13 protein-coding genes are annotated in these 13,669 nt (G+C 72.4%); 7 read left to right on the forward strand and 6 right to left on the reverse strand.

Going from position 1 to position 13,669, the window contains the following annotated elements; genetic code table 11:
- Positions 1-87: 87 nt before the first annotated feature.
- From htpG to OIE75_RS02335, 5 genes are all read right to left on the reverse strand, one after another.
- A complete protein-coding gene (gene htpG, locus OIE75_RS02315) occupies positions 88-1,989 on the reverse strand; it encodes a molecular chaperone HtpG (protein WP_307009197.1) in 1,902 nt (633 codons plus the stop codon).
- Between the two features lie 80 nt (positions 1,990-2,069).
- Positions 2,070-2,609 carry a DUF4303 domain-containing protein gene (locus OIE75_RS02320; protein WP_329469278.1) on the reverse strand — a complete coding sequence of 180 codons (540 nt, stop codon included), beginning with the start codon at positions 2,607-2,609 and terminating at the stop codon, positions 2,070-2,072.
- A gap of 100 nt (positions 2,610-2,709) precedes the next feature.
- Entirely contained in the window at positions 2,710-3,690 is a 981-nt protein-coding gene (locus OIE75_RS02325) for a TAXI family TRAP transporter solute-binding subunit (RefSeq protein WP_307009200.1), read from the reverse strand.
- A 106-nt stretch (positions 3,691-3,796) separates the two neighbouring features.
- Complete coding sequence (locus OIE75_RS02330; RefSeq protein ID WP_329469279.1) at positions 3,797-5,236, reverse strand: sensor histidine kinase; 1,440 nt, start codon at positions 5,234-5,236, stop codon at positions 3,797-3,799.
- Positions 5,237-5,248: 12 nt separating this feature from the next.
- Entirely contained in the window at positions 5,249-5,908 is a 660-nt protein-coding gene (locus OIE75_RS02335; RefSeq protein WP_122617815.1) for a response regulator transcription factor, read from the reverse strand.
- Positions 5,909-6,155: 247 nt separating this feature from the next.
- Here OIE75_RS02335 and OIE75_RS02340 point away from each other — a divergent pair, with 247 nt between their 5' ends.
- The 3 genes from OIE75_RS02340 to OIE75_RS02350 are packed head-to-tail and all read left to right on the forward strand — an operon-like array spanning position 6,156 to position 9,499.
- Positions 6,156-7,178, forward strand: a complete 1,023-nt coding sequence (locus OIE75_RS02340; RefSeq protein WP_307009205.1) for an amidohydrolase family protein — start codon at positions 6,156-6,158, stop codon at positions 7,176-7,178.
- A 1-nt stretch (position 7,179) separates the two neighbouring features.
- The gene (locus tag OIE75_RS02345; RefSeq protein WP_329469283.1) at positions 7,180-8,097 is read left to right on the forward strand and encodes an amidohydrolase family protein; all 918 of its coding nucleotides are present in this window, start codon (positions 7,180-7,182) and stop codon (positions 8,095-8,097) included.
- Between the two features lie 43 nt (positions 8,098-8,140).
- Entirely contained in the window at positions 8,141-9,499 is a 1,359-nt protein-coding gene (locus OIE75_RS02350) for an MFS transporter (RefSeq protein WP_307009209.1), read from the forward strand.
- On the opposite strand, the gene OIE75_RS02355 is transcribed toward OIE75_RS02350, so the two are convergent.
- The gene (locus tag OIE75_RS02355; protein WP_443078272.1) at positions 9,459-10,013 is read right to left on the reverse strand and encodes a DUF2975 domain-containing protein; all 555 of its coding nucleotides are present in this window, start codon (positions 10,011-10,013) and stop codon (positions 9,459-9,461) included. The genes OIE75_RS02350 and OIE75_RS02355 overlap by 41 nt on opposite strands.
- Positions 10,014-10,076: 63 nt before the next feature.
- Here OIE75_RS02355 and OIE75_RS02360 point away from each other — a divergent pair, with 63 nt between their 5' ends.
- From OIE75_RS02360 to OIE75_RS02375, 4 genes are all read left to right on the forward strand, one after another.
- Positions 10,077-10,952 (forward strand): SGNH/GDSL hydrolase family protein, encoded by an 876-nt coding sequence (locus tag OIE75_RS02360; protein ID WP_329469286.1) that lies wholly within the window; start codon positions 10,077-10,079, stop codon positions 10,950-10,952.
- Between the two features lie 30 nt (positions 10,953-10,982).
- A complete protein-coding gene (locus OIE75_RS02365) occupies positions 10,983-11,939 on the forward strand; it encodes a GlxA family transcriptional regulator (protein WP_307009214.1) in 957 nt (318 codons plus the stop codon).
- Between the two features lie 126 nt (positions 11,940-12,065).
- On the forward strand, positions 12,066-13,064 hold the full coding sequence (gap, locus tag OIE75_RS02370) for a type I glyceraldehyde-3-phosphate dehydrogenase (RefSeq protein ID WP_122617810.1): 999 nt from the start codon (positions 12,066-12,068) through the stop codon (positions 13,062-13,064).
- Positions 13,065-13,113: 49 nt separating this feature from the next.
- On the forward strand, positions 13,114-13,617 hold the full coding sequence (locus OIE75_RS02375; RefSeq protein WP_329469289.1) for a peptidylprolyl isomerase: 504 nt from the start codon (positions 13,114-13,116) through the stop codon (positions 13,615-13,617).
- The last annotated feature ends 52 nt before the right edge of the window (positions 13,618-13,669 follow it).

Below are 13,669 nucleotides of genomic sequence, written 5' to 3' on the forward strand. Positions count from 1 at the left end.
GGACCGGGGCGCTCCGGATGCCATGCCGTCTCGCCATGCGGATGGCGGGCGGCAGGCGTGCCGAAGCGCCCCGGGCCGCGTGCGCCGCTAGACGGTGCGCTCCAGGCGGTCCGCCATCAGCTGCACGAAGCGTGCGGGTTCCTTCGGCCGGCCGCCCTCGGCCAGCACCGCGAGGGTGTGCAGCAGTTCCGCGGTCTCGGTGAGTTCCGTACGGTCCTGCCGGTCGGCGTAGGCCCGGTTGAGGGTCTTCACCAGCTGGTGCTCGGGGTTGAGCTCCAGGATCCGCTTGGCCTCGGGGACCTCCTGGCCCATCGCCCGGTACATGTTCTCCAGGGCGGGCGTGAGTTCGCCCGAGTCGGAGACGACGCAGGCCGGCGACACCGTCAGCCGGGAGGACAGGCGGACCTCCTTGACCTCCTCGCCCAGGTGCTCCGTCATCCAGCCGAGCAGCCCGGCGTACTCCTCGCCCTGCTTCTCCTTCTCGTCCCCGCTCTTCTCCTCCTCGGTGCCGGACAGGTCGATGTCGCCCTTGGCGACCGAGCGCAGCGCCTTGCCCTCGTACTCCCCCACCGCGTCGACCCAGACCTCGTCGACGGGGTCGGTGAGCAGCAGGACCTCGACGTCCTTGGCCCGGAACGCCTCCATGTGCGGGGAGTTCTCGATGGCCCGCCGGGACTCGCCCGTCATGAAGTAGATGTCGTCCTGGCCGTCCTTCATCCGCTCCACGTAGCTCTTCAGCGTGGTCGGCGCGTCGGCGTCGTGCGTGGTCGCGAACGAGCAGGCGGCGAGGATCGCGTCCCGGTTCTCGGAGTCGGTGACCAGCCCCTCCTTCAGCACCGCGCCGAACTCCCGCCAGAACGTGGCGTAGCGCTCCGGCGCGGAGGTCCCGAGGTCCTTGACGGTGGCGAGGACCTTCTTGGTCAGCCGCCGCTGGATCATGCGGATGTGGCGGTCCTGCTGGAGGATCTCGCGCGAGACGTTGAGCGAGAGGTCCTGGGCGTCGACGACGCCCTTGACGAAGCGGAGGTAGGGCGGCAGCAGTTCCTCGCAGTCCTCCATGATGAAGACGCGCTTCACATAGAGCTGGACGCCGCGCTGGTAGCCCCGGGTGGACAGGTCGTGCGGAGCGTGCGAGGGGATGAAGAGGAGTGCCTGGTACTCGAAGGTGCCCTCCGCCTGGAGCCGGATCGTCTCCAGCGGGTCCCGCCAGTCGTGGCCGATGTGCTTGTACAGCTCGTGGTACTCCTCGTCGGAGACCTCGTCGCGCGGGCGCGCCCACAAGGCCTTCATCGAGTTGAGCGTCTCGGGCTCGCGGTCCTCGGCGGCGTCCTCGCCCGGCTCCGGCAGCAGGCGGACCGGCCAGGTGATGAAGTCCGAGTACCGCTTGACGATCTCCCTGATCTTCCAGGCGGAGGTGTAGTCGTGGAGCTGGTCGTCGGAGTCGGCCGGCTTGAGGTGCAGGGTGACGGCGGTCCCCTGCGGGGCCTCGTCGAGCCGCTCCAGGGTGTACGTGCCCTCGCCGCGCGAGGTCCACCGGGTACCCTGGGTCTCGCCGGCGTGCCGGGTGACCAGGGTGACCTCGTCCGCGACCATGAAGCCCGAGTAGAAGCCGACGCCGAACTGGCCGATCAGCCCGTCGGCCCCGGCGGCGTCCTGGGCGTCGCGCAGCTCCTGGAGGAACTTGGCGGTGCCCGAGTTGGCGATGGTGCCGATCAGCTGGGTGACCTCGTCGTACGACATGCCGATGCCGTTGTCCCGCACGGTCAGCGTGCGGGCGTCCTTGTCGATCTCCAACTCGACGTGCAGGTCGCTCACGTCGGCGCCGGGGGCGTCGTCGCGCAGCACGGCGAGGCGCAGCTTGTCCAGCGCGTCCGAGGCGTTGGAGACGAGCTCGCGCAGGAAGACATCCTTGTTCGAGTAGACGGAGTGAATCATCAGCTGGAGGAGCTGACGTGCCTCTACCTGGAACTCAAACGTTTCGGTCGTCATGGCTGGTGAGTACCTCACAGGTCCGTCGTGCCACTGGCGGAAGTCACTCTAGAACAGCGCGGGGGTCGTGTCCGGGGCGGTCACACGTCCTCCGGTACGGCGGCCTCCTCGCGCCAGTCCGTCAGGGCCTGGGGCGGGTTCAGCCGCAGCACCCGCTCGTCGTTGCCCGCTTCGGAAGGCACCTCGACGGTGACGACGACGGAGTGACGGTCGGGGCCGGTGCCGAAGAGCCCTTCGGCGTCCAGCCGGGCCACGGCCGTCTCCATCGCCCGCAGCCGCAGGTCGAATTCCGCGTCCGCCTCGTCGTCGGGCAGGTCGAAGAGCTCGCCACGGGCCTCGAAGAGGGGGCGTACGGGCTGCAGGTACCGTTCGCCGTAGCAGCAGAACGGGGAGTCGGCGTAGGACCACTTGAGGTCGAGCGGCGCGCAGCCCTGCCGTGCCGCCTCCGCCGCCAGGGCCTCCACGGACCATGCGGACAGCGCCGGGCCGTAGGCCTCGCCGGAGGTCACCAGGGTGCAGTAGTAGAACCGGTCGCCGGGGTGTTCCCGGAAGAGGTCGAGGAGGGCGGCGCGGGCCGCGCGGTGGACGGCGTCGGCGAGTTCGGCCTCGGTGGGCGGCATGGGGGCGGCTCCCGGTGCGGAGGGTGCGAAGGGTGTGGGCGGCGGTGCGGTCGTGGCTCCGGGGAGCGTAACGACCGGCACCGACAACGGACCCGCGCCGTCAGCCGTGCAACGACCGGTACGCCTCCACCGCCCCTTCGTGCAGCGGCACACCCCCCGTGCCGATCAGGCTGCGCACGTCAAGGAACTGCGCGCCGACTGCGTGGTCGGGCACGAACTCGGGGGCGCGCCGGACCAGGAGGCGGGTGAGGGCGCCGGCCACGTCGGGGTCCAGGTCGGGGCGGCACACCAGCAGGTTGGAGACGCCGACGGTGGCGACGCCGGCCGAGGAACGGTATGCGCTCTGCGGCAGGGTCACCTCCTCCAGCCCCGAGGCGGCCCTGCCGTCCCGGCCGCCGAGGCCGGGCAGGAGGCCGGCGAGCGGGAGGAAGCGCAGGCCGGGGTCCCGGTCGAGGTCGGAGAGGGTGGGCAGCGGCACGCCACCGGCCACGAGCAGGCCGACGACGGAGCCGGTCCGCAGCGCCTCGGCCGCGTCGGCCAGCCGCAGGTGGCGTACCGGGACGTCGGTGCCGGGCGACAGACCGGCGGCGCGCAGCAGACGGTCGCCGAGCAGGGCCGCGCCGGAGCCGACGGCGCCCAGCGAGACCGGGTGCCCGGCGAGGTCGGCCACCCCGCGCACCGGGGCGTCGGCGCGCACGGCCAGCTGGAGGTAGGTCTCGTAGACCCGGCCGATCGCCCTCAGGGGCACGGGGCGTGGGAAGAGACCGGTGCCCTGGGCTGCCCGCGCGGTGTCGGTCAGGACGAGGCCGAGGTCGGCGTGGCCGTCCCGCAGCAGTTCGATGTTGGTGATGCTCCCGGCGGTGGTGCGGACGCGGCAGCGCAGACCGGAGCCGGCCGCTTCCACCTGGGCGGCGAGGAGGCGGCCGAAGGCGGCGTAGAAGGCCGTCGGCTCACCCGTGGCCAGCCGCAGCACCCCCCTCGGACCGGACCCGCCGGCCGCTCCGTCCCCCGCGACCAGCCCACCGAGCGCCCCGCCGGCGGCCGCACCGAGGGCGGCACGCAGGACGGCACGCCGGTTCATCGGGGGTCTCCTTCGGACCGAGCGCGCGTCACGACGGCCCGCGCCCGCAGGCTGCGGGGCCGTACGACCGCCGGCCCCGGGCGGCTGTCCACCAGCGGATCCCGGTTCACCGCGGGCCTCCCTCGGTGTCTGCCCGGGGTACGACCGCACGTGCCCGCAGGCCACGGGGCTGGACCGGGGTCAGTTCCAGGCGGCCGGTGCGGCCCGTGAGGAGCTGTTCGGCGATGGGGAGTCCGAGGCCCGTGCCGGATGTCCCGGTCTGCCGCGCCGAGCGCCAGAAGCGGGTGGTGGCGCGGGCGATCTCCTCGGCCCGCAGGCCGGGGCCGTCGTCCGTGACGGTGACGGCCGCGTACGGGCCCTGCGCGGCGCAGCGCAGCCGGACCCGGGCACCGTCGCCCGCGTACTTGATCGCGTTGTCCAGCAGGATGTCCGTCACCTGGGCCAGCTCCCGGTCCGTGCAGGCCACCGGCACGGGTTCGGGGGCCTCGGCGGTCAGCCGGATGCCGGCCCGCCGTGCGACCGGCTCCCACAGCCGGTACTGGGTCAGCGTGACCTCGGCCGCGTCGCACCGGGCGCTCGAGCCGTCGGTCACGGTGAGTTCCCCGGCCCGGTGCTCGGCGGTGGCGAGGGCCAGCATGTCGTCGAGGAGGGTCTGCAGCCGGTCCAGTTCGGTGTTGACGCCGGTGTAGGTGCGCTCGCCCGAGGGTCGCAGGTGGGTGTGGAGGGCGTCGACCCGCAGCCGGAGCGCGGCCATGGGGTTGCGCATCTGGTGCGAGGTGTCGGCGACGAGCCGCCGTTGCTGTTCGAGGGCCGCGGTGACGGTGCGGGCCATGCGGTTGAAACCGGTCGCCAGCTGGCGCAGCTCGGGCGGTCCGCCGACGGAGGCGGAGCCGCGCCGGCCCGGCGGGGCGACGGGCGGGGTGTGCTCGGGCGGGAGTCCGGCGGCCAGCTCGCCGACGGCGCGGTCGAGGCGGCGCAGCGGACTGACCACCCACCGGGTCGCGGCGCGGGCCAGGACCGTGCAGCCGAGGGCGACCAGCGCCGTACCGGCCAGCACGGCGGCCCAGCGCCGGGTGACGTCCTCCGCGGCCGTGGTGACGTCGGCGCGCAGCACCACGGCGCCGGAGACCTGGGTCCCGGTCCCCGCCGGTTCCGCGAACATCCGGGGCCCCCGGGACCAGGGGCGCAGGGCGTTGCCCGGGTGGGCGGTCTGGTTGCGCAGGGCGGCGTCGATCAGCCGGGCCACGGTGGGATCGGCGGCGCGCATGCCGCCGGTCTGCACGACGGGGTGCCCGCGGGTGTCGGTGACGACGAGGGGCTCGCCGTACAGCCGGGTGTAGCGCACGGCCTCGGCGGTGACGGCCGAGGTGTCGCCGGTGCCCGCCGCCCGGTCCATGAGCGAGGCGAAGCGGTCCAGGTCGGAGCTGCGGGCGAGGACCAGTTGCTGGGTGCGGTCGGAGGCGGTGAACAGCAGCAGCGGCACGGCGAACGCGGCCACCGCGAGCACGCCGAACAGCAGCAGCACCGTCTGCACGCGGGTCCGCACGGGCCGGCCCCGTCAGTCGCCGAGCCGGAAGCCGAAGCCCCGGATCGTGCTGAGCAGCCGCGGGCGGCCGAGCTTGGCGCGCAGCTGGGTGAGGTGGACGTCCAGGGAACGGGAGACGGCGTGGTAGGCGTCGCCCCACACCTCGTCCAGGACCTGCTCGCGGCTGACCGCGGTCCCGGCCCGGCGGGCCAGTACGGCGAGGATGTCGAACTCCTTGGCGGTCAGCTCGACCTCCTCGCCGCCGACCCGGACCTGCCGGGCGTCGAGAGCGACCTCCAGGTCCCCGACGCGCACGGTCCTGGCGGCGGGCGGCGCCTGTGCGGCGGCACGCCGCGTGACGGCCTCGATACGGGCGAGCAGCTCGGTGAGGCGCACCGGCTTGACGAGGTAGTCGTCGGCGCCGAGCCGCAGCCCGCGCACCACCGAGCGCTCGTCGCCGCGCGCGGTCAGCACCACCACGGACAGGTCGCTGACCGCCCGCAGCCTGCGCAGCACCTCCAGGCCGTCGACGTCGGGCAGGCCGAGGTCGAGGAGGAGCAGGTCGGAGCTGCGGTGGTAGGTCAGCACGTCCTGGCCGCGGGTGACCCGCCGGGTGATGTGGCCGTGGTCGTACAGGACCTCCACGAGCGCGCCCGCGACCCCGTCGTCGTCCTCGGCCAGCAGTATGTGCATCCTGCCGTCTCCCTCCGGCGGCGTCGGCGCCGATGCCGCCCGCGTCCGGGAACTGGTGTCGGAATATCCCGGTCCGAATGTAGACCACGCCCGGCGGCGCGTTTCGCCTGGTCCGCAGGGTGGACGGCGGTGGCGTCCCGCTTTGTTAAGGCGAGGTTAGTTCTGTGTCCGGCCGTCTCCCGGCCCTCGCACGGCCGGGGAGAGGCTGCCGCGGTCGACGACGACCCGACCCCGGAGGACCCAGCCCATGATCATCGACTGTCACGGTCACTACACCACGGCTCCACCGGCGCTGGCCGCGTGGCGGGAGCGGCAGATCGCCGGTCTCGCCGACCCGGCGGCGCCCTCGCCGCCGGACCCGCGGATCGGCGACGACGACCTGCGCGAGAGCGTCGAGCCGAACCAGTTGCGGACGATGGACGAGCGCGGCATCGACGTGACCGTCTTCTCGCCCAGGGCGTCGTTCATGGCACACCACGTGGGTGACTTCCGCACGTCCGCCGCGTGGGCGGCGCTCTGCAACGAGTTGTGCCACCGCGTCGCCGGGCTCTACCCCGGCCGCTTCGCGCCCGCCGCCATGCTGCCGCAGTCGCCCGGCGTCGACCCGGCCACGTGCGTCCCCGAGCTGACGCGCTGCGTGGAGGAGTACGGCGCGGTCGCGGTGAACATCAACCCCGACCCGTCCGGCGGCCACTGGTCCGCTCCCCCGCTCACCGACCGCTCCTGGTACCCGCTCTACGAGAAGCTGGCCGAGTACGACGTACCGGCGATGATCCACGTCAGCACCAGCGTGAACCCGGCGTTCCACACCACCGGCGCGCACTATCTCAACGCGGACACCACGGCGTTCATGCAGCTGGTGCAGGGTGACCTGTTCGCGGACTTCCCGACCCTGAAGCTGGTGATCCCGCACGGCGGCGGGTCCGTGCCCTACCACTGGGGCCGGTTCCGGGGTCTGGCCATGGCGCTCGGGAAGCCGCCCCTGGAGGAGCACGTCCTCGGCAACGTCTTCTTCGACACCTGCGTCTACCACCAGGCGGGCATCGACCTGCTGCTGGACGTGGTCCCCGCCCGCAACGTGCTGTTCGCCTCGGAGATGATCGGCGCGGTGCGGGACGTCGACCCGCGCACCGGCCACCACTTCGACGACACCCGCCGCTACGTCGAGGCGTCCGCGCTGCCCGCGGAGCAGGTCGCCGCCGTCCAGGAGCACAACGCGCGTTCCGTCTACCCGCGCCTCGACGCGCTGCTGAAGCGGCAGGGGCGCTGACATGGCCGATCTCGCCCCGAAGACCCCGGGCTGGCTGGACTGGCACCCCAACCCGTCCGCGCCCACCTTCCGGCTGCCGCCCGGCACGGTCGACGCGCACTGCCATGTCTTCGGCCCGCAGGCCGAGTTCCCCTTCGCCCCGGGCCGCAAGTACACCCCCTGCGACGCGGGCAAGGACCGGCTCTTCGCGCTCCGCGACCATCTGGGCATCGACCGTACGGTGATCGTGCAGGCCACCTGCCACGGCGCCGACAACAGCGCCATGCTGGACGCCGTGCGGGCGGGCGGCGGACGGGCCCGCGGGGTCGCGACCGTCCGGCCGGACGTCGGGGACGCCGAGTTGCGGGCGCTGCACGCGGCGGGCGTGCGCGGGGTGCGGTTCAACTTCGTGCGCCGCCTGGTCGACACCTCGCCGAAGGACGAACTGCGCGCGATCGCACGGCGGATCGCCCTGCTGGGCTGGCACGTCGTCCTCTACTTCGAGGCCGCCGACCTGCCCGAGCTGGAGGGCTTCTTCGCGTCGCTGCCCACGCCGCTCGTGGTGGACCACATGGGCCGCCCGGACGTGACGCGGCCGGTGGACGGGCCCGGGTTCGCGCGCTTCCTGCGGTTCACCGAGCGCAACGACGTGTGGGTCAAGGTGTCCTGCCCGGAGCGGCTGAGCGTGACCGGGCCTCCCGCCCTCGACGGTGAGGGGGAGCCGTACGCCGACGTCGTGCCCCACGCCCGGCGCGTCGTCGAGGAGTTCGGCGATCGCGTGCTGTGGGGCACCGACTGGCCGCACCCGAACCTCACCGGCCACATGCCCGACGACGGGCTCCTCGTCGACCACGTGCGGCGGGTGGCCGTCACCGAGGAGCAGCTGCACCGGCTGCTGGTCGACAACCCGACCCGCCTGTACTGGCCCGGCGAGCGGTGAACCGCCCGGTGCCCTCCCCGACCTCCTCGACAAGGACCCCGCCATGCGGCACGCCAACGCCCTGAACCGCCTGGACCGGCTGCCGGTCTCCCGGTTCCACAAAGTCACCCTGCTCGCCGTGTCGTTCGCGTACTTCTTCGAGTTCGCGGACATCAACACCTTCGCCACCACCGCCCCGAAACTCGTCGACCTGTGGGGCATCACGGTCGACCAGATCGCCTACGTCACCTCCCTGTCGTTCGTCGGCATGTTCCTCGGCTCGATCGTCGCCGGGGCCGTCGCCGACCGCCTGGGCCGGAAACGGACCCTGCTGCTGACGACGCTGTTCTTCGGCGTCTTCTCCTTCGCCTCGGCGTTCGCCTGGGACCTGGTGTCGCTGACCGTCTTCCGGGTGCTGACCTCGGCCGGTCTGGCGGCGATGACCGTGGTCGCGGTCATCTACGTCAACGAGATGTACCCGTCGGCCGTCCGCGGCAAGTACCAGGCGTACGCCATCGTCATCGGCATCTGCGGCACCCCGGTCACCAATCTCGTCGCCAGCGCGGTGGTGCCGCTCGGCGACTGGACCTGGCGCCTGGTCTACCTGTGGGGTTCCCTCGGCATCCTGCTCGTCCTGTTCACCCGGCATCTGGCCGAGTCGCCCCGCTGGCTCGAGAGCCGGGGCGACCACGAGAGCGCGGAGGCGGTGCTGCGCGACATCGAGTCCCGGGTCGCCGCCGAGCACGGTCCGCTGCCCGAGCCCGAGCCCCCGGTCGAGGAGCAGCCGGTGACCAGGGCACCGCTGCGGCTGCTGCTCCAGCGCAGGTACCTGTACCCGACGCTGCTGCTCACGGTCCTGTGGGTCACCCAGACCATCGGCTTCTTCGGCTATTCGAGCTGGGCGCCGACCCTGCTGGCCAAGGAGGGCTTCAGCGTCGAGAAGTCCGTCTTCTACGTGGCGCTGACCACCGTCGGTGCCCCGCTCGGCTCCTATCTGGCGGCGCTGGTGACCGACCGGTTCGAGCGCAAGTGGTGCCTGGCCGCCTTCGGCACGCTGATCGCGCTGTGCGGGCTGCTGTACGGCCTGACGTTCAACCCGGTGCTCATCATCGTGTTCGGCTTCCTGGTGAACCTCTTCGAACGCGGTTACACCGCCCTCGGGTACGCCTACTCGCCCGAGCTGTTCGACACGCGCGGCCGGTCGCTGGGGACGAGCGTCTCCTACGGCCTGGGCCGGCTGTCGAACGCGGCGGGGCCGCTGATCGTGGCGGCCCTCTACAACGCCCACGGCTACCGGAGCGTCTTCTACTTCATCGCCGGCACCTGGCTGGTCGGCGCCGTGGCGCTGAGCGTCTTCGGACCGCGGACACGGCGGGCCCGGCTCACGGCGCCGGACCGGAAGCGGGACGCCGTGCCCGGCTGAGGCGGCGTCGGACGACGGCGGCGATCTCGCTCTGCAGCTGCGTGGCCTTGCGCAGGAGGCCCCGCATGACGACGACGAGCATCGCGAAGGCGGCAGCGACCCCCACGCCCACGACGGCGGCGCCCAGCGCGCCGATCAACTCCATGCCGTCGTCGGGCGAGGGGATCTCGGCCACGGCCAGGTGGACGGCGACCCCGACCGCCAGCAGCGTGGCGACGGCCGCGGCGCCGATGACGGTGTCGACCCAACGGAACGCCCGTAGGGTGAAGATGGCGTCGCGCTCGACCATGCCGAGCAGCATCCACACCGCGCCCAGCGCGATCTGGACGCAGACGACGCCGACGACCGCCACCGCCACGTAGGGCGCGGCGAACGGGGCGTAGGGCGGGAAGCGGTCGACCTCGTCGGAGGCGGTCGTGGGTATGACGACGAGCTGTCCGACCTCGCCGAACGTCGGTTCCACTGCAAGAAGTTCCGTCAACAACGTTGACTTGGAGTCAACGGCACTGCACATTACTTAAAAGTAGAACCGACCAGTAACCACCGGCCGCACCCCGCACTCCAGAAGAGGGAGCACATGCCGAAGCATGCTCTGCGCCGTGTCATGACCGCGACAACCGCTGCGGTCGGTGTGCTGGCCCTCGGCCTCGCCGACGCCACCGCGCACGCCGCCACCCCCACCCTCGACTACGTGGCCCTCGGCGACAGTTACAGCGCCGGCTCCGGGGTCCTGCCCGTCGACCCCACCAACCTGCTCTGTCTGCGCTCGACGGCGAACTACCCCCACGTCATCGCCGACGCGACCGGCGCCCGCCTCAAGGACGTCACCTGCGGCGCCGCCCAGACCTCCCACTTCACCCAGGCCCAGTACCCCGGTGTCGCCCCCCAGGTGAACGCGCTGAGCGCCGGCACGGACCTGGTCACCCTGACCATCGGCGGCAACGACAACAGCACGTTCATCAACGCCATCACGGCCTGCGGCTCCGCGGGCGTCCTCAGCGGCGGCAAGGGCAGCCCCTGCAAGGACAAGCACGGCACGTCCTTCGACGACCAGATCGAGAACAACACCTACCCCGCGCTCAAGGCCGCCCTGCGTGACGTCGTGGAGGCGGCGCCCAACGCCCGGGTCGCCGCCCTGGGTTACCCCTGGATCACACCGGCCGCCGCCGACCCGTCCTGCTTCGTGAAGCTGCCGATCGCCGCCGGCGACGTGCCCTACCTGCGGGGCATCCAGGCCCACCTCAACGACGTGGTCGAGCGCGCCGCCGAGGAGACCGGCGCGACCTTCGTGGACTTCGCCCGGGTCTCCGAGGGCCACGACGCCTGCGAGGCACCCGGCACCCGGTGGATCGAGCCGCTCCTCTTCGGCCACAGCCTCGTCCCCGTGCACCCCAACGCGCTCGGTGAGCGGCGGATGGCCGAGCACACCATGGACGCCCTCGGCCTGGGCTGATTCCACCCACGCCCCGCGTACGCTGGGCGCGTGACGTCCTCCCGCCTGCGCCGCGTCGCCGTCCTCGTGCTCGAAGGCGCGAAGCCGCTCGACGTCGGCATCCCGGCGCAGGTGTTCACGACGCGCGCGAGCATGCCGTACGAGGTCCGGGTGTGCGGCGCGGCGCCCGGCCTCGTCACCGGCGGTGACGGCCTGTCCTACCACGTGGCCCACGGCCTGGACGCGCTGGCGTGGGCCGACGTGGTCTTCATCCCCGGCTACCGGTCCCCCGACCGCGACGACCCGCCGCCGGCCGTCGTCGAGGCGCTGGCCCAGGCCCACGGCGGGGGCGCGCGGCTGGCCGCCATCTCCACCGGCGCCTTCGCGCTGGCCGCCACCGGACTGCTCGACGGCCGGCGTGCCACGACGCACTGGCACTACACACGGGCACTCGCCCGCAAGCATCCCCGGGTGCGGGTCGACGAGAACGTGCTCTTCGTGGACGAGGGCAGCGTGCTCACCTCCGCCGGCGCCGCCTCCGGCATCGACCTGTGCCTGCACGTCCTGCGCGGCGACCTCGGGGTGGCCGCGTCGAACCACGCCGCCCGACGCCTCGTCGCGGCCCCCTACCGCAGCGGCGGCCAGGCGCAGTACGTGCCGCGCAGCGTGCCCGAGCCGCTGGGCGAGCGGTTCGCGGCGACCCGCGAGTGGGCGCTGCGCCGCCTCGACGAGCCGCTCACCCTGGAGGCCCTGGCCCGGCACGCGACGGTGTCGGCGCGCACCCTGTCCCGGCGCTTCGTCGAGGACACCGGCTGCACACCGATGCAGTGGATCATGCGGGCCCGCATCGACAGGGCCCGGGAGCTGCTCGAACGCTCGGAACGCGGCGTCGAGCAGATCGCCGCCGACGTCGGCCTGGGCACCGGCGCCAACCTGCGCCTGCACTTCCAGCAGATCCTCGGCACCACCCCCAGCGAGTACCGCCGCACCTTCGCCCGGGGCGACTGACCACCCCCGCCCCCGGCTCCTGGCGCGATCCTTTCGAACCGTGGCACTCACGCCGCTGCCGTCGGCGGACGCGGCGCGCGAGCCTGGTGGCGAAGGACCTGGCCGCGCAACGAAGGGACAGCGCTCATGACGCGCATCGGCATCAACGGATTCGGCCGCATCGGACGGAACGTGCTGCGCGCACTGCTCGAACGCGACTCCAAGATCGAGGTCGTCGCCGTCAACGACCTCACGGAGCCGGCCGCCCTGGCCCGGCTGCTCGCGTTCGACTCGACGTCCGGCCGGCTCGGGCGCCCCGTGAGCGTGGACGGGGACACCCTCGTCGTCGACGGCCGCCGCATCAAGGTGCTGGCCGAGCGCGAGCCCGCCCGGCTGCCGTGGGCCGAACTGGACGTGGACATCGTGCTGGAGGCCACCGGACGCTTCACCTCGGCCGCCGCCGCGGGCGGCCATCTCACCGCGGGCGCGAGGAAGGTCCTGGTCAGCGCGCCGTCGGACGGCGCCGACGTGACGCTCGCGTACGGCGTGAACACCGACGCGTACGACCCGGCCGCCCACACGATCGTCTCGAACGCGTCCTGCACCACCAACGCCCTCGCGCCGCTGGCCGCGGTGCTCGACGAGCTGGCCGGCATCGAGCACGGCTTCATGACGACGGTGCACGCCTACACGCAGGAGCAGAACCTCCAGGACGGCCCGCACCGCGACCCGCGCCGCGCCCGCGCCGCCGGGGTCAACATCGTGCCGACCACCACCGGCGCCGCCAAGGCGATCGGCCTGGTGCTGCCGAACCTGGACGGCAGGCTGTCCGGCGACTCGATCCGCGTGCCGGTCCCGGTGGGTTCGATCGTCGAGCTGAACACGACCGTCGCCCGCGACGTGACCCGCGAGGACGTGCTGGCGGCCTACCGCACCGCCGCCGAGGGCCCGCTCGCGGGCGTTCTTGAGTACTCCGAGGACGCCCTGGTCTCCTCCGACATCACCGGCAACCCGGCATCCTCGATCTTCGACTCGGCGCTGACCCGCGTCGACGGCCGGCACGTCAAGGTCGTCGCCTGGTACGACAACGAGTGGGGCTTCTCGAACCGCGTGATCGACACGCTGGAACTGCTCGCCACACGCTGAACGGGTAGCCGGTTCGGCATCACGGGGGGTCGCACGTCACAATGGTCCGATGAGCAATTCCAAGGTTTACTTCGACATCGACATCGACGGCCAGGATGCGGGCCGCATCGTCTTCGAACTCTTCGAGGACGTCACCCCCAAGACCGCCAAGAACTTCATCGAGCTGGCCACCGGCGAGCACGGCTTCGGCTACGCGGGCTCCCCGTTCCACCGCGTGATCCCGCAGTTCATGCTCCAGGGCGGTGACTTCACCCGCGGCGACGGCACCGGCGGCAAGAGCATCTACGGCGAGAAGTTCGCGGACGAGAACTTCCAGCTGAAGCACACCGGCCCGTACCTGCTCTCCATGGCGAACGCGGGTCCGAACACCAACGGCTCGCAGTTCTTCGTCACCACCGTTCCCACCCCCTGGCTGGACGGCAAGCACGTCGTCTTCGGCAAGGTCGTGGACGGCACGGACCTGGTCGACCGGATCGAGACCTACGGCTCTTCGCCGTCGGGCCGCACCTCCGCGAAGATCACCGTGCGGGAGTCCGGCCTCTTCAAGGGCTGATCGTCCGCAGCAGACCCGCAGGGACGGGGCCCACCGCGTACGTCGCGGTGGG

Origin of the sequence: Streptomyces sp. NBC_01723, from assembly GCF_036246005.1 — a bacterium.
In the GTDB taxonomy this organism is placed as follows: Bacteria; Actinomycetota; Actinomycetes; order Streptomycetales; family Streptomycetaceae; genus Streptomyces.

Bases quoted from the DNA above. Each gene is read 5' to 3' on its own strand.
- OIE75_RS02325 (WP_307009200.1), bottom strand. From the start codon at position 3,690: ATGAACCGGCGTGCCGTCCTGCGTGCCGCCCTCGGTGCGGCCGCCGGC.
- OIE75_RS02350 (WP_307009209.1), top strand. From the start codon at position 8,141: ATGCGGCACGCCAACGCCCTGAACCGCCTGGACCGGCTGCCGGTCTCC.
- OIE75_RS02340 (WP_307009205.1), top strand. From the start codon at position 6,156: ATGATCATCGACTGTCACGGTCACTACACCACGGCTCCACCGGCGCTG.
- htpG (WP_307009197.1), bottom strand. From the start codon at position 1,989: ATGACGACCGAAACGTTTGAGTTCCAGGTAGAGGCACGTCAGCTCCTC.
- OIE75_RS02345 (WP_329469283.1), top strand. From the start codon at position 7,180: ATGGCCGATCTCGCCCCGAAGACCCCGGGCTGGCTGGACTGGCACCCC.
- OIE75_RS02335 (WP_122617815.1), bottom strand. From the start codon at position 5,908: ATGCACATACTGCTGGCCGAGGACGACGACGGGGTCGCGGGCGCGCTC.
- OIE75_RS02360 (WP_329469286.1), top strand. From the start codon at position 10,077: ATGCCGAAGCATGCTCTGCGCCGTGTCATGACCGCGACAACCGCTGCG.
- OIE75_RS02320 (WP_329469278.1), bottom strand. From the start codon at position 2,609: ATGCCGCCCACCGAGGCCGAACTCGCCGACGCCGTCCACCGCGCGGCC.
- gap (WP_122617810.1), top strand. From the start codon at position 12,066: ATGACGCGCATCGGCATCAACGGATTCGGCCGCATCGGACGGAACGTG.
- OIE75_RS02355 (WP_443078272.1), bottom strand. From the start codon at position 10,013: ATGTGCAGTGCCGTTGACTCCAAGTCAACGTTGTTGACGGAACTTCTT.
- OIE75_RS02375 (WP_329469289.1), top strand. From the start codon at position 13,114: ATGAGCAATTCCAAGGTTTACTTCGACATCGACATCGACGGCCAGGAT.